The organism is Candidatus Enterococcus ikei (assembly GCF_017316105.1).
Lineage (GTDB): Bacteria > Bacillota > Bacilli > Lactobacillales > Enterococcaceae > Enterococcus_L > Enterococcus_L ikei.
Map to the genome: position 1 here is coordinate 1 of NZ_JAFLWD010000049.1, position 21,262 is coordinate 21,262.

The window sequence follows — 21,262 nt, forward strand, 5'->3', positions numbered from 1 at the left end:
TTGGCTCTACACTTTTTATTCTAAATTTTTAGATTAATATCATATACATAGATTGTAAATGAAAAAACAGGTTTAAGTGTAGCCGTAGAAGGTAATATTTACTAAAAAAAATATTTTCAACGTAAAAATTTATATATAAAATAATATATTTAAAAATAACAAATTTTTTCTTGTTTTTATATAAAATAAGAAAAATTTATAATTGTTCAAATTAAGCTATGATAGATATTGTTAAATAGACACTTAGTTAAATAGTTATACATTAAGTATACAATAAATAATTTGGACATGTCAATGAGGGATAAAAAATAACAATATATTTAATTAAAGTATATTATGACCTGTTTACACACTCAAATCATCATTTTATACCAAAGCGCTGATATATAGCCCTTAATAGGTAAAGGTAAGAAAATGTTCAGCTAGCTTTTTAATACCTAACTAATACATAATCACTTGTACTAAATTTACTTATTTTCATACGCCGTCAAATAGACCGTCAAATATTTTACTTTAAATCTGCTGTTTCCAGATAAGTAATGACGAAAGAATGCCCAGCTTCCTTTTTTTATTTTGCATAACGCATGATGATTCATTTATTTTTTAAAATTCTTATTTTTTAACATATTTATCTGGTAAAAACCTTCAATCGACCGTCATCTAACCGTCAAATATGAAATTAGATTCTATATGTATCTAAGCTTAAACGTTGTTTTTTCTTATTTTATATAAGAATAGGAAATTCCTATTATCTAAATTTATAGTTTATGTGGTGCATAATTTTAAGTTTGTACTATATTAATTTGCTATAGGAATTTTATGAACATGAATGGTTGGTATTTTAATATATATAAATTAAAGGAGGATTTACTATCTATGAGGAAAAAAATTATTATATTGACAGACACACTAAGTGCAAATGGACTGTTGCAAAATAGTTTGTTGAATATGGATTATGAAATAATGGTTTCAAAAGATATATTGACTCAACCAAAAGATAAAGAGTTCTATTTTCTGCAAAATTTTGATCTTATTATTTATCAGCAGTCTATGTATAGCGGTTTGAAAGAATCATTTTTAGACAATTTAGCACTATTAAATAAGCCAATTGTTGTTTTAACGTTTGAATCAGAGCAAGTCAATAAGTCCAAGTACTTGAACAATGCTAATGTGATTTTTGTTCGTTATCCAATATCTGTTACAGATTTGGCTAGTAAGTTGGCTGCTATTTTTGAGGAACGTGCTAGTCAGACAGGAACAGATGGGCAAGAAAAGATGGCAGATTCATATCTCAATAATGAGGGGTTTTCTCGAAGTTCATCGTCATTACCAAATACAGCCAAAGTAAAAAAACAATATTCTTTCCAATTGAAAGATCGCACATTGATTATTGACAACTGGCTAATTCCATTAACCAAAAAGGAACATCAAGTATTGGAACATTTTATTGAATCTGACCAAAGAGTTTTTTCAAGTCAAGCTCTGTGTGAAGCGATTTGGACCAATGCAAAACAAAAAAATAAGCAAGCATTGCTAAGTAATCTAATCAATCGTATCAAGCAAAAGATAATGGAAAAGACCTCGATTTTTGAACCATTTATTTTAAATAAAAAAGGAATAGGTTACTACTTGAATCAAGAGTTTGTCGAACTAGATGAACAGCAAGATGAAAAGATAAGAGAGTTACTAGTAGGTAATGTGTAAGTAAAAAATGATAACTAAGAAGGGAAGCGGGAGAAGTGGCTATATTTAACAAAAAAAACAAAAAAAAAAAGAAGTATGAAGAAGAGGATTATGACGAATACTACGATGAGTATGATGAATATGACGAGTACGATGATGAGTATGACGATGAATACGAAGAAGAAGAGTATGATCCTCCTAAAAAAAGTCGTCCAGAAATTTCAACTAAAAGAGAGCGTTCGGATAATACTATGAGAAAACAAGAGCAAGAAATACAACAAGAACAAGCTGCTGTGCTTGAACATTTGACTAATGAAAATCAACAGTTCCAAAAAGAAGTACAGCGTCAAAAAACAATGGCGGAACGATTAAAGGCTGAAGTTGAAAATAAGCAGCAAGAAATCGATCAATTAACAATGCGTTTGACAAGCTCATCTAAGTCTAAAGAGCGAATTCAGGCACTTGAAGAACAATTACGACAATCAGAAGATTTGAGAACTCAATTAGAAGAACAACTATTAGAAGAACGAAATAAGGGTATTGAGACTGAGAGACAGTTGCGTCAACAAGATGTAATGAAAAGTCAAATTGCTGAAGTTTTAATGGAGGCAAAAGAAAAAGCACAACAAATAATTGAACGTGCAACAGCTGAAGCTGACCGAACAGTAGAAGCAGCAAGACATGAGACGAAGAAAGCTATTTCTGAAGCTTCAATCGAACTGAAAATGATCAATCAGGAAGCAGCAAATTATCATACTCGGATACTTCGCTTGCAAAACGAAACAAGTGTGTTGATGGAAGATTTGCTTAGCAAATCAAGTCGCCTGGCCGATCAATCACTAGATTAAGGGAAGGGGATTAAGAAGTGGCTTATCAAAATATTATGGTTGACATTTATCAAGCCGCTGCTCCAGCAGTAGGTGAGCGTCTTTTTGATGATGACATGTTGCGGGATATCTATTATATCTGTGAAGAGATTTTTCAGAAAAAAAATAAAAGAATTCCTTATCCTCAAAAAGATGTAGAAGAATATTTTGAAGAATTTCATACCATAATCTCCTTTTTTAAACATGTAGAGATTACTTTAGATTTTGTAGATCTCGACTGGTCTGGGTTACTGGATGAGTTAATCCAAACCTTTCCTCAAATTGCTTGGATAGGCGGTTCTATGGAAAAAGAAGATAAACGTGTGGTTTACTACATTGATTTTGTTCCGATTGCTTATAGAGATACAGGATTTCCCTTTATGGTCAACTTGTTACAGTCGTTGAAGCAGCAGATGTTTGGTGATGATGACGACGTATTGGAGTTATTTGTCCGCGAGATTGAACAACTTGTATCTAAGTTTATCAAACCGCTTCAGACTGTCAGTCATGCGCCAAGAGAGGAAGTCGAACTTTCAGAGTATAGTAGCGATAATCATGACGATGCTAATTATTTGCTGAAAATTGAAGAAGCAGTTAGCAGAGAAAGATATGCTAAAGAAAGAATGCGACTTGCAAATAAAAAATTGGAAGTTGTAATCGATCAAATGGAGCGTCAAAACCTTTCTAGAGCTATGAAAGAATTAAGTCAATCAAGTAGTGATGATAATGAAAATTGGGATCATATATTAAGAGTAGATTTGAGAGAGTATTCTCAGTTACTGCAAAAAGCCAAATTTTTAGAGCAGTCTTGGCAAATGAATAAAGAATTAGTTACAAAGTCTGAAAAGATGACTATTTCTGATAATCAGTTGACTTATGAAAGGGAACAAGTAAGAAGTTTTAAAGACTCAGTTTCTACAAATGAAATTTATCTAGTTCTAGATGAATGTAAACTGATTGAATCAAGAGTGAAAATCAAAAAAAAATCTTGGTTTCGTCAACCTCATGTAAGGATCATGAAAATGGATTATGACAGTATACTGAATAAAGCCGCTTATTTTGATCTTATACAGGGAGAAAATTATTTACTAGAACAAATAATATTAAATGAGGACTCAATCGTTGATGCTTAAAACAGTTTATTTCTCATTTTTTAATTGTTAGAAAAAAAGAAGGATTGGAAATTGTCGGCTTTTCCAATCCATTACTACATAATTTGCTAAAAAATGACTACGAAAAAGAAAACAGATGAAGTTGCTAAGGTTAGGTGTACTCACTTGTTGTTGTGTTTATGCCTATCTTACATTTACTTCGATTATGGGACAAAGAGTCATTTATATCTGTGGTCCATTTTTTCATAGTTGTTACATTAATTTTTTTCAAAATACTTACATACGATTCTATTATACAGGGGGCTTAAAATTCAATGATTGATAAACTAAAAACATTTTACCCTAGGGTCTGGATGATAGGATTTTTTCTTTTATTGTTTACAGTTACGGTTGTTAAAGTCGAAGTAGGTTTTGCCGTAACGGTAAAGCCTGCGTTACCTAAAAACCAACATAATCCAGAAGCAACTTATTATGATCTTAGAATGGTACCAAATCAAGAACAAGATTTGACTCTTGAATTAGTTAATGATTCTGATAGTGAGCAGAAAGTTACTATACAAATCAATGATGCTACTACAAATGATGCTGGGGAGATAGATTACTCTGATCGATCCAAAGATATCCCAAGAGATAAAAGTTTGAAATACTCTTTAAAAGATATTGCGACAGCTGAGTCAGAAATAATAGTTCCAGCTAAAAAAACGATCACCACAACGGTACATGTAACAATGCCTGGTGATGAATTTAATGGAATGGTATTAGGCGGTATTAAAGTTACATCATCTGAAAAGAATAAACAGACAAGTCATTCAGAGAGTATAGAAAAATCAAAAGAACAGACATATATTGTAGCTGTTAAATTAACGGAGACAGATGCACCAGTTTCAGCGGAATTAGAACTGCTGAAACTTTTACCCGTACAAGACACGAAAGAAAAAGGTATAAAAGCAATTATTCAAAATAAACAAGCTGTAAATTTAGAAGATATTGAATATACAGCAAGAATATATAAAAAAAATTCAGATAAAGTACTTCATCAAACTAAAGTAACGGGTTATAGAATGGCTCCGAATTCTAGTTTTTCACTTGTTATTGCGGAAGAAAAACAAGAGCTTCAGGCGGGAGAATACCAAGCGCATGTAACTGCTAAGTCTAAAGCGACCAATCAAGAGTGGAAATGGACGAAAGAATTTGAAATTTCTCAGACTTCTGAAGAGAAAGAAAAAAAAGCTTCTAAAATAGGATCAGACAGAGAAAGATTACTGTTTTATACGATTATTTTTGTTGTCACTTTTGTATTCTTATTGATACTTTTGCTAATCTTACTAATTTTGAGAAAACGCAAGGAGAAACAGTTTGAAGAAGCGATGGAGTATAGGAAGAAAAAACGTGAACGAAATAATAGGAATTCTCCTAAAATCAGAAAACCTAAAAGAGAAAAAAACGATACCATCAAAAAAAAACGACCTTCTAGTCCAAGACGTTCAAGAAGATAAGTGAGCAATTATTTTCAAATACAATGCTAAAAGAACTCGATAAAAGTTAGATTCAAAAAAATGTGTAAAGCATTTTGTGGCTGTTCTGAATAACAGGATCGATCATCTAAAAAGGAAAGTTATCGATTAATATTTTTAAATCATAAAAAATAGGTGTATAGTACAGCGATTTTAGGAGTTGGAGGACATGAACGAAACTGAACACAATCCCCAAAAACAAGGGAGAAAAATCATAAAAAAATACATTCTACATCAAAAAGTTAATCCGAGACTTTTGGGAGTAGAACTTTTCAATAGACATATAGCTACACCACACGAAGCGTATTTATCTTGTAAATTGATATTTAAAAAAGATGTTCGATCACTAAGGGAGCTTGAACAGATTGCTCAAAAAATACAAGAAACATGGACTGAAAAAAACGATGAGTTGCTCATTAACAAAATCAATGTTTTTACGTCACCAGCATATATCGTGTTAACTTTTACGATAGGTTTTTTTGAGCAAGAACAAGTAAGGCTTCTCCGAACTATAAAAGAGTATGTTAAAGAACTGATTGAATCATACGACAATATTGTTAAGCAAGAGCAAGAAGCAGAATTTAAAAGAAAAGAAGCAGAAATTGATGGAATATTAGAAAAATGTAGTCAGCTAACGAAAAAGATGGAAGGGTTAGAAGACAGACTAATCAAAAATGAATCAATTGTTTTAGGATCGGGAGAGTTACTTAAAAATGAGCTAACAAAGGTCAGTCAAACAATTCAAGAGCAAATGACCCAAGCTGAATATAAAATGAAAGATATCCAAAAACATTCTGAAAATAAAGAATATACAATAATGGAAACAAAACCAATTGAAGAAACAGCTGATGTTGTAAAAAAAAATAGTCCAGTTCCTAAACTTACATTGAAACAATCAAAACAAGTATCAAAAGGTTTAAAAATAAAGAATGGAATGCCAATTAGGCTAGCACAAAAACCTGTACTTAAAAGAAATACGACAAAAACAAGTACCTTTAAAGGACCTGTATCCAAATTTGAATTGGCGGTTTTGAAGTGTTTTACAGAGAGTGAAGAGTTAAGTAAAAAACGAATGATTCCAAAAAAACAATTTTTATTGCTAAAAGCAAAAGTAGAATTTATAGATTATTTATGGATGTTGTTGGAGTTGGAAGGTAAAGAAGAAATTATTATTGCTGGTAAATTGAGCTGTAGAGAACTGATTAAAGAGTTAGGTCAGTTTATGGAGACTGTAGAAAAGATTGCTGCAGGCCCTACAATTTTAAATTACTGGGTGTATTGTTCACAGGATTTGTTGATTAAACTAGAAGGCTACGGAGCCTTAAAAGATTTTCTAAGTAATTCTTTAAAAATAAACAATAATATGATTTTAGTAAATGAAGTATAGTCAAGGAAGCTATGGGGAATACAAGAAACTAGAGTAGTTTCAGATGTATACACCCCATTCTTTTTCATTAGAATATTATATTAATGTTATTTGCATAACAAAAAAATATGAGGATACACTTCCAAAAATTTTCTTTTTTTCTGTAATTTTTGAAACTAAGTAAAAAAAGAATTAATGCATACTTAGTTAAGTAAACAGAACTTAATGTATGTTGGATTTTAATGGTTGGTTAGGAGTTATTGAAAAGGGATTAAATACACTAATTAAATAAGTACTTTTTAGGATATATAAAACAAAAAAATATTTTAATTTTGTAATAATTTCATTTTCTAGAATTAATAAAATTAACTTTTGGAAAGGATCTTAGTTATGGCAAGAAGAGGAGAAAATATTTATAAAAGAAAAGATGGTCGTTGGGAAGGCCGATACATAAAAGGCAGACATGAAAATGGGAAAATTCATTATGGGTATATCTATGGGTATAAATACTCAGAGGTAAAACATCAACTTATTTTAATGAAATATGAAAATCAGACAAGTAAAAGCAAGAACCTTCTACCTTATGAAGGACAAATGTTGGATTGGACAAATTATTGGTTGGAGACATTTGTTCGTCCTAAGGTAAAAGGTAGTACATATGCTAGTTACAAAAACAAAATGAATGTTCATGTATTATCAAAAATTGGCTCAATCAAATTACAAAAACTAAAACAAAAAGATATTGATGAATTACTAAAAAATATGGATAAAACGCTCAAAGCAAGTTCGATACGATCGATAGTTTCAGTATTGAAAAACTGTCTGAGTAAAGCGGTCAACTTACATTTATTGACAGAAAATCCTTGTATGGGATTAGAGCTTCCAAAAACAACAAGGAAAACGGTTCAAGCCTTGTCGATTAAAGACCAAGCCAAGTTAGTCAAAGAAATCAATACGAATCAGAAATTTTTTTCTATCATGCTTGCTTTACAAACAGGTCTGCGAATTGGAGAAATTTGCGGATTAAAATGGGATGATATAGACTTTGAAAATAATACACTTGGCGTTAACAGAACAGTGCTGAGAATTCAGACAGAAGATAAATCGGGAAGAAAAACGGAGATTGTTGAAGTTACACCTAAAAGCAGTAACTCACAACGAAAAATCCCGATTACTAAATCTCTAAAGAAAAAATTATTGGAACTTCAAAAAGTATCCACGAGTGACTACGTTATTTCAAATAAACATAAAGCTCTTGAACCGAGAACGATTGCCTATCGTTTTCAAATAATTCGTAAAAAAATTGGTTTAGAAAAATTTTCTTTCCACTCCTTAAGACATACATTTGCTACCCGTTGTTTAGAAGCAGGTGGGAATATTGCAACGATCAGTTCTCTTTTAGGACATTCATCGACAAAAATGACACTGGATTGTTATACAAATTCATTTTTCACAGAAGAGCGTCAACTGGTAGAAAAGCTTGAATTTATTTAATAAGGAGAGATGGTATTGGTGCTAGTTCATATTCTAATAGGGTATGAAAAGATAAAACACATATTTATGTTTTAGTAATGCTGGACGAGTAAATAGTGTGCAGCAATTGATCAATATCATTGATATCAGTTTTTTCATTATAATTTGCTATAAAGAAAAAATATTTTCCGCGTTTTTTTAAATTGGAACAGTCAACATTGCTGATGACGAGATCATATAGTTTATTAAAAGCTACTGGTTCTGCTTGTGCAAAAGTGGTTAATTCGATATGTTGGATCCACCAATTCGTATATTTTTGTTTGCATAACTGATCACCTTCAATAAAGATGCCAATAGAAAGCTTAGCTCGGATACAGTCTTTATAAAAGTTTATTGCGTGGGTATATCTTGTAATCAAAATAGAATCATGAGTTACATCTACAAAAAGCAGTGGGTACTTTTGTTTAAAAAAATCAATAAATGTATATATCATTTCAGCATGTTTGTTTTTTTCCCACGCTATGTAGGTTGGCTCCCAATAGTAATCAATATGTCCTTTGAATAGTAAGTGATGATAGCCAACAGAATTTAGATAATGATGGAACGTTGCCCTATGTATTTCGTTTAAATATGTATTCGGGTGACATGCTTTCATAAAATTTGAAAATTCTTCATTTAAAGTTCGAACGAAAAGATTACTTTGGCATTCGATTAAATCAAGTTCACTTAAATAATGAGAATTAACAGGAATAATTTCTTCACCAAGCATGAACAGCAGTAATAAGATAGTTTCGTTAGGAATCATTTTAAAAGAGTAATAAACTAAAAATGATCCAAGAACCTTATTAATTTTTTTAAATAGGTGCGTATTTTTTAATGCGCGAATAAATCTTTTTTGACTGTTGATATCAGTTTGGTTGTGAAAAAACGGAGCTTGGTCGCTGTAATCGGGTATGTTTTTTTGGGCATTTCTTCTTTTTAAAAGGCTCAGATAGGTAATTAACTTTTTTCTAGAATTAATCGAAGTAGAACCACCTAAAATCGTCTGAATGTTAGTAACAGTTTCATAAATTCTGGGATCGACATTAGGAACTTTCAAGTGTCGTTTAGGGTCTATTACCATACAAAAAGACGTATAAAAAAAACGAATTTGTAATTCAGAACCCAGTAGGTAACCATTTTGGATAGATAGGTCAAATTCATTTAAAAATGTATTTAGTTCATTGATTTTCCTAAAATAAGTTGAGTGACTGATACCTATTTTTTCGCATAAACGAGAGGAATCAACGGCACCACAAAGCAATAATTCCTCTAAAATTTTATACTTTGGAGCGTGAGCAATCAGTTCATTGTAAAGTGTATGAATAGAGTAGTCAGGTTTTGTTTGAAATCTGACAGTATGTCTATTTACTTCAATGGAGAAGCTACCATTCGATTTTTTAGCAGAGGTCATTAAGCCTTCAATTAACTTTGATAGAAAATAATCCCCTATATCTAAATGATCCAAAAGCTCTTTTTTTGTTGCAATTCCGCCAACATCGCTCATATAAATTAATAACTCGATTTGGTAAATTTCCAATTTTTCTAGTAAGTCAAACTTTCTCATAGTAAAACTCCTTTACATATCAGTATGAATGGGTGGATTGAGACTACGTTCATCCAATGATATATTTCTTATTATCCAATATAAATATAATAATTACAATCCTATTTAGACGGATCAATTTTTATTTTTTTGTAAATAATAATATTAATTTATTGTATTGTATTATTAAATAGACAAAACATAAATGGAACAATAAAATAGTTTTGCTTGATTGCCCAAAAAATGGTATTGTATCTTTGTATGTTTATGTCTGATTTTATAAATATTGATGACTATTTATTAGTTAGAAGGGATATGTCTGGAATGTATGATCTTGGTGATATTGTAGAAATGAAAAAGCCCCATGCTTGTCAGGCAAATCGTTGGGAAATTATCCGAATGGGTGCTGATATTAAAATAAAATGTACGAACTGCGGTCATATCGTTATGATGTCACGCCGTGATTTTGAAAAGAAGATGAAGAAAATTTTGGAAAAAAAACAGATAAAGGATAGTGAATAATCGATGGCATTAACAGCTGGAATCGTAGGTTTACCTAACGTAGGGAAATCTACCCTTTTTAACGCAATTACAAAAGCAGGAGCAGAAGCAGCAAATTATCCATTTGCAACAATTGATCCCAATGTTGGGATGGTTGAAGTACCGGATGAGCGCTTGCTGCGTTTAACAGAGTTAGTGAAACCTAAAAAAACAGTACCAACTACTTTTGAGTTTACAGATATCGCTGGAATCGTAAAAGGTGCAAGCAAAGGTGAAGGCTTAGGAAATCAATTTTTAAGTCATATTCGCCAAGTAGATGCTATTTGTCATGTGGTGCGTTGTTTTGATGATGATAATATAACTCACGTTGAAGGTCGTGTAGACCCATTAGCGGATATTGATACAATCAACTTGGAATTAGTATTAGCCGATTTAGACTCTATTACAAAACGTTATGCACGTGTAGCAAAGATCGCTAAGACGAAAGATAAAGATGCAGTAGCTGAACTTGCTGTTTTAGATAAGCTTAAACCTGTTCTAGAAGAAGGCTTGTCTGCTCGAACAATCGAATTTACTGAAGATGAGCAAAAGATTGTTAAAAGTCTTTTCTTATTAACAGCAAAACCTATTTTGTATGTAGCAAACGTGTCAGAAGATGAAGTATCTGATTCAGATAATAATCCTTATGTTCAAAAAGTTCGTGATTTTGCTGCAAATGAACAAGCAGAAGTTATCGTTGTTTGTGCACGTGCAGAAGAAGAGATCGCTGAATTAGATGATGAAGATAAAGCTGAGTTTTTAGAAGCGCTAGGCATCGAAGAATCTGGTTTAGATCAATTGATTCGTGCAGCATATGATCTTTTAGGCTTAGCTACTTACTTTACTGCTGGTGAGCAAGAAGTTCGTGCGTGGACTTTCCGTAAAGGGATCAAAGCGCCTCAAGCAGCAGGGATCATCCATACTGATTTTGAGCGTGGATTTATTAGAGCTGAGACGGTTTCCTTTGATGATTTGAATATGTATGGCAACATGCAAGCTGCTAAAGAAGCAGGAAAAGTTCGTTTAGAAGGAAAAGAATATATTGTTCAAGATGGCGATGTTATGCTTTTCCGTTTCAATGTATAGGAAAAAATTCGCTAAAAACTGTTTTTCTCCCTAAAAAATGTGTTAGAATACTTTTTAGGTAAAGACTGCCCCGTTGTCACGGGCGAGGAGGACGCAAAAAATGGAATCAGAAGCACTTCGAGATATCGTTTCAGAGAATCGTGAACTTGAACAAAAATTGACAAAGAGAAATGAACAATACATTTTTGACTTAAAAAAGTCATTGGTTGCTGCTAATCTTTCAGAAGAAGCGCAGACATTAGCGTTACATGAAATTCTACCCCATTTAGTAGAAGGTCAAAAAAGCGGAAAAACTGCACGTCAACTTTTCGGAACAGTGGCTGAACGTACGGAGTCTATCTTAAACAAACCAGAAGAACTTCCAGAATCAACACCGATCTTGATGTGGCTGGATAATACGTTGTTGTTATTCGGTGTAATGACGATTATGTTCTCAGTTATGATGATGTGGTCTAAAGGGAAGTCACAGCCGTTAGGATTATTAACCTTGGTGTTAGCATCAATGGCTGGTGGATATGTATTTTATCTTATGTATAAATATGTGTATCAGTATGATCGCCCAGGTGTCGATAAATCTAAACGTCCAGGTTGGTTTAAAACAGGCTTGATCTTAGTTGGTGCAATGTTGCTATGGCTTGTTGTATTTACTGGTTCAGCAATGTTACCAGCAGTTATCAATCCAGTTTTAGACCCAGTAATTGTGATTATTATTGGTGGAATTGCTTTAGGTACCCGTTACTTATTAAAGAAAAAATATAACATGCGCAGTAGCTTGGCGCGTTAATAAGTATTATTTAATAAAAGAAGAATCTTAAACAAAATTATCTTTAATTTTGTTTAAGATTCTTTTTTTTTGAAAAATTACCTAGTACAGTTCACATTTGAAGGGTTCATGTTTGAAAGAAAAGGCTTAACAAGCTACCATGGTTAGTAGTAATGAAATTTTCAACTAATTTTCATAAATAAAGAGGTGGATCAATGAAATCGTGGATCAGTCAACATAGTCGATTATTGATTTTTTTGAGTTTTTTTATATTAAGTGTTTTATCTTTATATATTATTTATCTTCAAAATAATCATATTATGATCGGTGATGACTATCATTTTCATCAAAATCGGATCGAAGGTTTGGCTTTGTCATTAAAAGAAGGGATACTTCTGCCAAAAGTAAGTTACTTTTTTATCGGAGGATATGGGTATGCATCTAGTTTGTTTTATCCAGATTTTTATTTGTATTTTCCTGCAATTTTACGGGCAGCGGGCTTTTCTTTAGCAACTAGTTTTATTGTTTTTGCCATTGGAATCAATTTAAGTACCTTTATTTTGACGTATGTATCTGGTAGATATATGGAATTATCTAAAGTAAAAAGTTATTTATTTTCATTATTATACACACTTTCTATTTATCGTTTGCAAGATTTTTTTAATCGAGAAGCAATTGGGGAATTATTGGCGATGGGTTTTTTCCCGTTAGTTTTGGCAAGTGTGTATTTGTTAAAAAATGGGCAAGAAAAGAAATGGCCGTTGTTGACTTTTGCTATGACAGGTATTGGGTTAGCTCATTTTATTTCGTTAGAAATCGTTAGTATTTTTATAGGGATGTATATTCTTTTAAATTTAAAGCGGTTTTTAAAGAAAGAGATAATTATTGGAATATTGAAAGCTGCTGGAGTGACCATTTTGCTGTTGGCCTTTTATTTGGTGCCTGTTTTTGAACAGATGAGTCATGTTACGTTCCAAGTGACATCGAACCCTTTGACACTGATTTCAGATAGGAGTTACTCTTTGAGTGAGTTACTTGCTAATAGTTTCAAAAATAGTGTATTTCATGCATCTTCAGCGAATATAGGGGTTATTTTACTAGGTGGTTTAGTTGTTTATACGGGAATGCTGTTTAAGCGAGATACACCTAATCGTGAACTAATCATTCTTGCTTTATTATTCATGTTTATGACGACTAATCTTTTTCCTTGGCATCTATTTGACCAAACACCATTGAATACCATTCAGTTTCCTTGGCGCTTCTTATCACTCGTGACCATGTTGGTAGCTTACCTTGTCGCAAATGATGATTTAGGATTATTTAAAAAGTTTCCAAGCAGTCAGGTTATTCTAGCGATCGTTCTTTTACTGGGCGTTGGATTATATGAAAAGGAAAGTATTGATACGGAAGGAAAAAGGGTCTTATCACATCACGAATATGACCAAACGAACAGTTACTATATTGGTGCTGGGCATGAGTATTTACCAAAAGAAGTTGACTATTCTACTATTAAAAAGAATAAAAAACGTAAAGTAGTTTATGATGCTGATGAAGTAGAAGCGACGAAAGTCAAAATGAGCTTTGATTCAGTGGTTTTTGATTATCATACAAAAGATACGCAAAAAACGACGGTAACAATTCCGTTCATCTATTATTACGGCTATCAGGCTAAAATAGTAGGCAGTGGAGAAGAAAAAATAATTCCAGCATCACTAAATAAACAAAATGGGTTAGTAGATATTGAGCTGTCTGGAAAAGGTCGTGTATCGGTTTCTTATCAAAGTACTTGGGCGCAAAAAATTTCATTGGGTTTATCAGTTTCTACTCTTTTAATTTGCGTGATCTATAAAGTTGTACCTGAACCTTCAACTTGGACGAAAACAAAGAAAAAACCGTAGTTACGGTTTCAATTTGATAACAAAAAAATGAGAAAAAGCTCATGTTTAGACAAACCAAAAGAAAATCTCTGTAAACAGAGAAATGCGGTTGACTTACCTTTTATTATCTGTTATTTTCTTATATAAAATTAAATAGAGGAGTGGTCTGGAAAATGTCAAACTGGGAAACAAAATTCGCAAAAAAAGGTCTTACATTTGATGATGTTTTATTGATTCCTGCAGAAAGTCACGTGCTGCCAAATGAAGTGGATATGAGTGTACAATTGGCAAAAAATATTAAATTGAATATTCCTCTAATCAGTGCGAGTATGGATACTGTCACAGATAGTAAGATGGCAATTTCAATGGCTCGTCAAGGCGGCTTAGGTGTTATTCATAAAAATATGAGTATTGCTCAACAAGCAGATGAGGTTCGCAAAGTAAAACGTTCTGAGAGTGGCGTAATCATCGATCCGTTTTTCTTAACACCAACGAATTTAGTTGCAGATGCAGAAAATCTGATGAGTAAATATCGTATCAGTGGTGTGCCGATCGTAGAAACGATGGAAAATCGTAAATTAGTTGGGATCATCACGAACCGTGACATGCGTTTTGTAACAGACTATCAAATGAAGATCGATGAAGTAATGACGAAAGAGGATTTAGTTACAGCCCCAGTTGGTACTTCTCTAAAAGACGCTGAAAAGATTCTCCAAAAACATAAAATCGAAAAATTACCGATCGTTGATGAAAACAATCGATTAAGCGGTCTGATCACAATCAAAGATATTGAAAAAGTAATCGAATTTCCTAATGCGGCAAAAGATGAGCATGGTCGCTTACTAGCAGCAGCGGCAGTTGGTGTGACTAGTGATACATTTGAACGTGCAGAAGCTTTATTAGATGCTGGAGTAGATGCGATTATTATCGATACAGCTCATGGCCATAGTGCAGGTGTGATTCGTAAAATCAAAGAAATTCGTGATACATTCCCAGAAGCAACTCTTATTGCTGGAAATATTGCAACGGCTGAAGGTGCTAAAGCTCTTTATGACGTAGGTGTTGATGTAGTTAAAGTTGGAATTGGACCTGGTTCTATTTGTACAACACGTGTTGTTGCAGGCGTGGGTGTTCCTCAATTAACAGCGATTTACGACGCTGCTTCTGTTGCACGTAAATACGGAAAAGCGATTATTGCAGATGGCGGAATCAAGTATTCTGGAGATATCGTCAAAGCGTTGGCAGCTGGTGGACACGCTGTTATGCTAGGCAGTATGTTAGCAGGAACAGATGAGTCACCTGGCGAATTTGAAATTTATCAAGGTCGTCGCTTCAAAACGTATCGCGGTATGGGTTCATTAGGCGCAATGGAAAAAGGATCAAGCGATCGTTACTTCCAAGGTGGTGTCAATGAAGCTAATAAATTAGTTCCAGAAGGAATTGAAGGTCGTGTTGCATACAAAGGTAGCGTATCAGACATTGTTTTCCAAATGATTGGCGGTTTAAAATCAGGTATGGGATATGTTGGTGCAGCAACTTTAAAACAATTGCGTGAAGAAGCACAATTTATTCAAATGAGTGGTAATGGATTGAAAGAATCTCATCCTCATGATGTGCAAATTACAAAAGAAGCACCTAATTATTCTGTAGAACAATAAATACAAAAACCTCCTAGGTATGACACCTAGGAGGTTTTTGTGTTTATTGTATAGGACGTTCATCTTTAGAACCATAATACATGTGTAAAGGTTTAGCTTTTTTCCCTAATAAGTCTTTCGAAGGTATAATTTCATAACCTTCCCCACGTAAGCGATCGATCACCGTTGATACAGCATCCACAGTTTCTGGATGGATATCGTGCATTAAGACGATGGTGTCATTGTAGGCTGTTTCATCTATGCGTTTAATGATTGCCTCAGCGTTATGACTTTGCCAATCTTGAGAATCCACAGACCATTGAATAATTGGTTTACCGATCATTCTAGCTACCTCAGGATTTACAGCCCCATAAGGAGGTCTGAAATCAGTGGGTAATTTGCTGATAGCGCGATAAATAGCTTTATCTGTTTTTTGAACTTCATCCTTTACTCTTTGTGCATCGACGCCAGTCAATTGAGGATGTGAATAGGAATGACTAGCCACTTCATGACCTTCATCGGCTACTCGTTTTACTAGGGATTCGTGTTTTACGACATTTTGTCCTAGCATAAAGAATGTAGCTTTGACGCCTTTTTCTTTGAGAATATCTAAAAGTCTAGGTGTTGTTTCCGGATTCGGTCCATCATCAAACGTTAGAGAGATATATTTCTTATTAGGATCTAACGGTGCAGGTAAAGCATCTTTGATAGAATTTGGATCAACGAACTCTGGGTTTACGTAGCCGGCTATGTCTTTATAAGATAGCGTGATTTCTGTTTTGCCAGTCGGATTTTCTGGTAATCCTAAACTGATTTTGTCGGAACAATACGTAAAAGCAGTTCCATCTAAAGTAATATTTGGCATATTTAGAATACCATCAATGATAGCATTGCCATCAGGGCTTTCAGTAAGGATTTTCTGTTGAATAACTTGCTGAACAGCTAAGATATTTGCTTCACTCATGAAAATATCTTGCAATGTTAATGGTTGTTTGGTTTTCTGGTTGACGAATGCTGTATTTTTACCTGATTCAGTTTTCTCAGACCATTCTTCTTTTTCTTGAGCCCAGGTATAAGTTTCGATAGTAGGCTGATAACTGATTACTTGTTCATTGATTTTGTGCACTTTTACATAGCCGACAATCTTAGTTTTAGTATTTTTTGAACTATTCTTTTGAGCAGCCTCTATTAAAGCTGTTAATTCAGTTTTTATTGTTGGTAATTGAGGGATAGAATCAGATGGGGCTGGCACATAAATTAGTGTCTGGGTATTGCCATCTGTTTTTTCTTGTTCCGTGCTCTCAAATTCTTTTTGTTTTTGTGATTCTCGAATTTTATTTAACAATGCTGCTTCTTTTTGCTCATAAGGATTGTCCTCTTCAACGTTACTTGCTTCTTTGGGTTTATGCTGCATGGCATATGTTGCATAAACACCTCCGCAGATTAAAATAAAAGAGATGGCAATAACTGATGCAATAGCTATTTTTTTTGAAAAGATCTGCTTCTTCTTTTCATGCCGGCTGTTTCGTGTTACCCGTGGGCGATTTTTTCTGTCCATATCGTTTGATCCCTCTAATTTATAATTTTGACTGTTTTCAGTGGTTTAAATGTATCATGCTTGAATTGTACTTTCAACAGACATTGAGCTAAATTAGCGATTCTTTCTATTTATTTAATTAATTTCAAATTACCCATATAAGGAACTAAAACTTCTGGGATCGTTACTGAGCCATCTTCATTTTGATAGTTCTCCAAAATGGCAGCTACAGTCCGTCCAACAGCTAAACCAGAACCATTTAAAGTATGTGCATATTGAACTTTATCATTTTGGTCACGGTAGCGAATCATTGCACGACGAGCTTGGAAATCTTCACAGTTTGAACAAGAGCTGATTTCACGATAGGCATTTTGTGCTGGGATCCAGACTTCTAAGTCATATGTTTTCGCAGCAGAGAAACCCATGTCTCCTGTAGCGAGTGACATGACACGATAAGGAAGGTTCAGCTTTTGTAAAATATCTTCAGCGTTCGCAGTCATTTTTTCTAATTCTTCATAAGAATGTTCTGCATCACTGAATTTCACCATTTCTACTTTATTGAATTGGTGCAGACGAATCAATCCTCGTGTATCGCGACCTGCGCTTCCAGCTTCAGAACGGAAAGAAGGACTAAGCGCTGTAAAATAGATAGGTAAATCTTTGCCATCTAAAATTTCGTTATTATAATAGTTTGTCAAAGGAACTTCAGCTGTCGGAATCAATGTCATATCAGTTCCTTCTAATTGGAAAACATCCTCTTTAAATTTAGGGAATTGTCCTGTACCAAACATAGAATTACTATTTACGATGTATGGTGTCATCATTTCTGTATAGCCATGATCATAAACATGCATATCAAGCATAAAGTTGTATAAAGCGCGTTCTAATCTAGCACCCAGTCCTTTATAGTAAACAAAACGACTTCCAGAAACCTTTGCTCCGCGTTCAAAATCAAGAATATCTAGATTTTCTGCTACATCCCAGTGTGGTTTTGGTTCAAAGGCAAAACTTCTAGGCTCACTCCAGCGACGCACTTCAACGTTATCATCTTCATCTGCGCCTACAGGTACTGACTCATGTGGAAGATTAGGCAGTGTTGTAGAAATTTCTTGAAGTTTAGCATCGATCTCTTCGATTTCAGTATCTAAAGCTTTGATATTACCGCCAACTTCTTTCATTTCAGCAATCTTAGCTGTAGCATCTTCTTTATTCCGTTTTAATTGTGCAATTTCAGCTGAAACATCGTTACGATACTTTTTCAGTTCTTCAGATTTTACTAATAGGTTGCGTCGGCTTTCGTCTAAGCCTAAAAACTCTACTAATACCTCTTCTTTTACACCGCGGGTTTTCAATTTTGCTTGTACTTCATCAAAATTTTGACGAATCATTTTTACATCTAACATAATTACTCCTCCTTATTTTAAAAGCGTAGCAGGCTTATTCAGCCTTGACAGAAAAATAGCAAAATAAAAAGCCACTCCATCCCCAGAAAAATATTCTTGGGACGAAATGACTTGAATTTCGCGGTACCACCCAAGTTCAGCTAAATGCTGCCCTTGTATAGCAGATAACGGCTGCTGCCGGTTTGACTTATCTCGTCAAACGCATGTAATAGAGACGGACTTCTTTATAGTAGAATATTTGCTCTCACCACCGCAAACTCTCTTTGATTCAGCACTATAAATACTTTTTCTCTTTGCTTGTCATTAGGATACAAAACTTTTGTTTGGATGTCAACCTTAGTAAATTAATTTCTCTTCAAAGGCAAGTGAATAATAAAAGACGTCCAATGATTATCAGAAGTTGCATAGATATAACCGCCATGCAAGGCTATAATACTTTGTGCGATAGCGAGACCAAGACCTGTTCCGCCAGTTTCTTGTGAGCGGGACTCTTCAACGCGATAAAAACGATCGAATAATTGATCTAAAGATTTTTTAGGAATTGGTGGACCATCGTTTCTCACAGCAATTACAGCTTCTGTTCCAACTTTTTCTACATCAATGACGATATTTTTTCCACCTTTACCGTATTTTAATGCATTTGATAGTAGATTATCGAAGACTCGAACTAATTTTTCAGTATCTCCATCCATTTTGATTGAGGCAGGATTTGCGTTGACTTGAATTGTCATGCCATTTTTATCCGCTTCAAGCTCAAAATCAGCAGCAAGTTGTTCGATCAGTTGCGCCATATCAAAACTGATTAAATTGATAGGAACGGAAGGTTGACGAACTTTTGTATACTCAAAAAGGTCATCAACAAGTAACTTCATCTGTTTTGCTTTTACGTATGCTGTATGGGTATATTTCAGTAAATCTTCTTCATTATGAAACTGACGATCTTCAATCAAGCCTAAATAACCTATAATAGAAGTTAGAGGTGTTCGAATGTCATGACTGACGTTTGTGATCAGTTCATCTTTTGATTTTTCAATCTTACGTTCATCTTCGATAGCCGCAACAGTACTATCAACTAAACCATTGATACTAGTCACGACTTTTGCTAGATCCCCACTTAATTCAAAAGGAATACGGTGGTCGTAATTACCATCTGCAATATAATGCAGCTCACTGATAATGTGACGTAATTGCATTTGGCGGTAACGACGGATCAATCGCCAATACAGTACGCCCACATCAACTATAAAAAATATAGGTATAACAAATTTACTCAAACTCCAAAATAAATCTGTATTTAGTTCTTGGGCGAAAGCACCTTTAGTTGCCCAGATGACTCCCTTTAATGTTTCGCTGCCACTAAGAAGAACTGTAATTGAAACATTTAATAGAAGCAACAGGATAATTGTAACGATTCCTTCAGCAAGTAATTCACTGATTTCTTTGGATGTTAAGGTAATTCGTTTTTGCTTTTCGATTTTCTTTTGTCTAACGAGCATCGATCTTATATCCAACTCCCCAAACTGTTTGAATGACTTTTTCTCCACCAGTTGCTTCTTCGATTTTATCTCTCAAATGACTGACATGAACCATAACTGTTTTCGCAGAAACGATACTTTCTTGCTGCCAGACACGTTCAAAAATTTCATCGGCACTAAAAACACGATTCGGATGGCTAGCTAATAGGTATAAGATACCGAATTCCAAGGCGGTTAATTGTATTTCTTTTCCATCAACTGTTTTTACTTCGTGAGAATCTTTATTGATGATCAACGATCCAATCTCTAGCACATCCGGTTCGTCCGCTTTAAGCTGCATCTGACTACGTCTCAAAATTGATTTAACCCGAGCCATGACTTCTAAAGGATTGAATGGTTTTGTAACATAATCATCTGCTCCAGCCACCAGCCCTTTGATTTTATCCATATCAGTTGTTTTAGCAGTCAGCATAATAATTGGAATTTGGGATTCCTTTCGTAATTCTTTAACGACTTGCATACCGTCCATGATGGGCATCATGATATCTAGAATAAGCAAATCAATATCTGAAATGGTTCGAATCTTAGATAAAGCCTCTTTTCCATCATAAGCTTTAACTACTTCGTAACCTTCATTGTGAATATAAATACTCAACAGTTCTACAATTTCTTTATCATCATCAGCAACTAAAATTTTCATATCGTTCATTTCCTCCATATATATAGTAGAATTCTTCTCCTTCATTCTAACAAATAAATGGAAAAATTGACAAAAACAAAGAGAAGTTACGGGAAATTTAGAATATGTTACTAAAAATTAAGAAATAGATCGAAAATCACCCTTTTTTAAGTTAAAAACGAACAATAAAGAACAAAAGTAATAAAACAATCGGTAACGAAAAAAAGTTTAAAAAAAGTGCAAATTTTAGTTGACCGGAAGCCGGAAACTTGGTATATTATATCTTGTCGCAAGGCACTGATGAAACACGCCAAACGATACAGATAATATAACATTCCAAGTTTGAAAAAAAACTTTGGGAATCAGAAAAATTGTTGTTGACAAACAATAATTAACCTGATAAACTAGTGAAGTTGTCGCAAAAGAAACGACAACGAAGCGAGAAATTAAATAACATTTCAAGTTTGAAAAAAACTTGAGAAATCAGGAAGAAAGTTGTTGACAAATAACAAACGACCTGATAAACTAAAGAAGTTGTCACGAAAGAAACGACAACGCCGAGCAGAAAAAAACTTTTAAAACTTTTGAAAAAAAGTGTTGACATCAAATCGGAGATTTGATATTATATAAAAGTTGCTGCGAGGTGACACGGTAGACCTTTGAAAA

General features: G+C 33.8%; 16 protein-coding genes and 1 other annotated feature. Of the genes, 11 read left to right on the top strand and 5 right to left on the bottom strand.

Annotated features, from left to right (window positions below; genetic code table 11):
* Positions 1-876 precede the first annotated feature (876 nt).
* From JZO69_RS15665 to JZO69_RS15690, 6 genes are all read left to right on the top strand, one after another.
* The gene (locus JZO69_RS15665; protein ID WP_207113760.1) at positions 877-1,704 is read left to right on the top strand and encodes a helix-turn-helix domain-containing protein; all 828 of its coding nucleotides are present in this window, start codon (positions 877-879) and stop codon (positions 1,702-1,704) included.
* Between the two features lie 35 nt (positions 1,705-1,739).
* Positions 1,740-2,531 (top strand): hypothetical protein, encoded by a 792-nt coding sequence (locus JZO69_RS15670; RefSeq protein WP_207113761.1) that lies wholly within the window; start codon positions 1,740-1,742, stop codon positions 2,529-2,531.
* 17 nt (positions 2,532-2,548) lie between these two features.
* Positions 2,549-3,682 (top strand): hypothetical protein, encoded by a 1,134-nt coding sequence (locus JZO69_RS15675; protein ID WP_207113762.1) that lies wholly within the window; start codon positions 2,549-2,551, stop codon positions 3,680-3,682.
* Positions 3,683-3,975: 293 nt separating this feature from the next.
* Positions 3,976-5,157, top strand: a complete 1,182-nt coding sequence (locus JZO69_RS15680) for a WxLIP family cell surface protein (RefSeq protein ID WP_207113763.1) — start codon at positions 3,976-3,978, stop codon at positions 5,155-5,157.
* Positions 5,158-5,344: 187 nt separating this feature from the next.
* Positions 5,345-6,562 (top strand): hypothetical protein, encoded by a 1,218-nt coding sequence (locus JZO69_RS15685; protein WP_207113764.1) that lies wholly within the window; start codon positions 5,345-5,347, stop codon positions 6,560-6,562.
* Positions 6,563-6,931: 369 nt separating this feature from the next.
* Positions 6,932-8,035: a tyrosine-type recombinase/integrase gene (locus JZO69_RS15690; protein WP_207113765.1), complete on the top strand. Its 1,104-nt coding sequence runs from the start codon at positions 6,932-6,934 to the stop codon at positions 8,033-8,035.
* Positions 8,036-8,099: 64 nt separating this feature from the next.
* On the opposite strand, the gene JZO69_RS15695 is transcribed toward JZO69_RS15690, so the two are convergent.
* The gene (locus JZO69_RS15695) at positions 8,100-9,620 is read right to left on the bottom strand and encodes a helix-turn-helix domain-containing protein (RefSeq protein WP_207113766.1); all 1,521 of its coding nucleotides are present in this window, start codon (positions 9,618-9,620) and stop codon (positions 8,100-8,102) included.
* Between the two features lie 303 nt (positions 9,621-9,923).
* On the opposite strand from JZO69_RS15695, the gene JZO69_RS15700 reads away from it, so the two are divergent.
* From JZO69_RS15700 to guaB, 5 genes are all read left to right on the top strand, one after another.
* On the top strand, positions 9,924-10,121 hold the full coding sequence (locus JZO69_RS15700) for a DUF951 domain-containing protein (protein ID WP_207113767.1): 198 nt from the start codon (positions 9,924-9,926) through the stop codon (positions 10,119-10,121).
* Between the two features lie 3 nt (positions 10,122-10,124).
* Positions 10,125-11,225 (top strand): redox-regulated ATPase YchF, encoded by a 1,101-nt coding sequence (gene ychF / locus JZO69_RS15705; protein ID WP_207113768.1) that lies wholly within the window; start codon positions 10,125-10,127, stop codon positions 11,223-11,225.
* Between the two features lie 100 nt (positions 11,226-11,325).
* A complete protein-coding gene (locus tag JZO69_RS15710) occupies positions 11,326-12,009 on the top strand; it encodes a DUF1129 domain-containing protein (RefSeq protein ID WP_207113769.1) in 684 nt (227 codons plus the stop codon).
* 194 nt (positions 12,010-12,203) lie between these two features.
* Positions 12,204-13,886, top strand: coding sequence for a glycosyltransferase family protein (locus tag JZO69_RS15715; RefSeq protein WP_207113770.1), 1,683 nt, complete (start codon positions 12,204-12,206; stop codon positions 13,884-13,886).
* Between the two features lie 152 nt (positions 13,887-14,038).
* The gene (gene guaB, locus JZO69_RS15720; RefSeq protein WP_207113771.1) at positions 14,039-15,523 is read left to right on the top strand and encodes an IMP dehydrogenase; all 1,485 of its coding nucleotides are present in this window, start codon (positions 14,039-14,041) and stop codon (positions 15,521-15,523) included.
* Positions 15,524-15,566: 43 nt separating this feature from the next.
* On the opposite strand, the gene JZO69_RS15725 is transcribed toward guaB, so the two are convergent.
* The 4 genes from JZO69_RS15725 to croR all read right to left on the bottom strand — a co-directional run bounded on the left by JZO69_RS15725 (position 15,567) and on the right by croR (position 20,617).
* Positions 15,567-17,060 (bottom strand): polysaccharide deacetylase family protein, encoded by a 1,494-nt coding sequence (locus tag JZO69_RS15725; protein WP_207113772.1) that lies wholly within the window; start codon positions 17,058-17,060, stop codon positions 15,567-15,569.
* Between the two features lie 110 nt (positions 17,061-17,170).
* Positions 17,171-18,442: a serine--tRNA ligase gene (gene serS / locus JZO69_RS15730; protein ID WP_207113773.1), complete on the bottom strand. Its 1,272-nt coding sequence runs from the start codon at positions 18,440-18,442 to the stop codon at positions 17,171-17,173.
* Positions 18,443-18,536: 94 nt separating this feature from the next.
* Positions 18,537-18,748 (bottom strand) — a binding site (T-box leader).
* 38 nt (positions 18,749-18,786) lie between these two features.
* A complete protein-coding gene (gene croS / locus JZO69_RS15735) occupies positions 18,787-19,938 on the bottom strand; it encodes a sensor histidine kinase CroS (RefSeq protein WP_207113774.1) in 1,152 nt (383 codons plus the stop codon).
* A complete protein-coding gene (gene croR, locus JZO69_RS15740) occupies positions 19,928-20,617 on the bottom strand; it encodes a response regulator transcription factor CroR (protein ID WP_010766703.1) in 690 nt (229 codons plus the stop codon). The genes croS and croR overlap by 11 nt, the downstream gene beginning before the upstream one ends.
* Between the last annotated feature and the right edge of the window lie 645 nt (positions 20,618-21,262).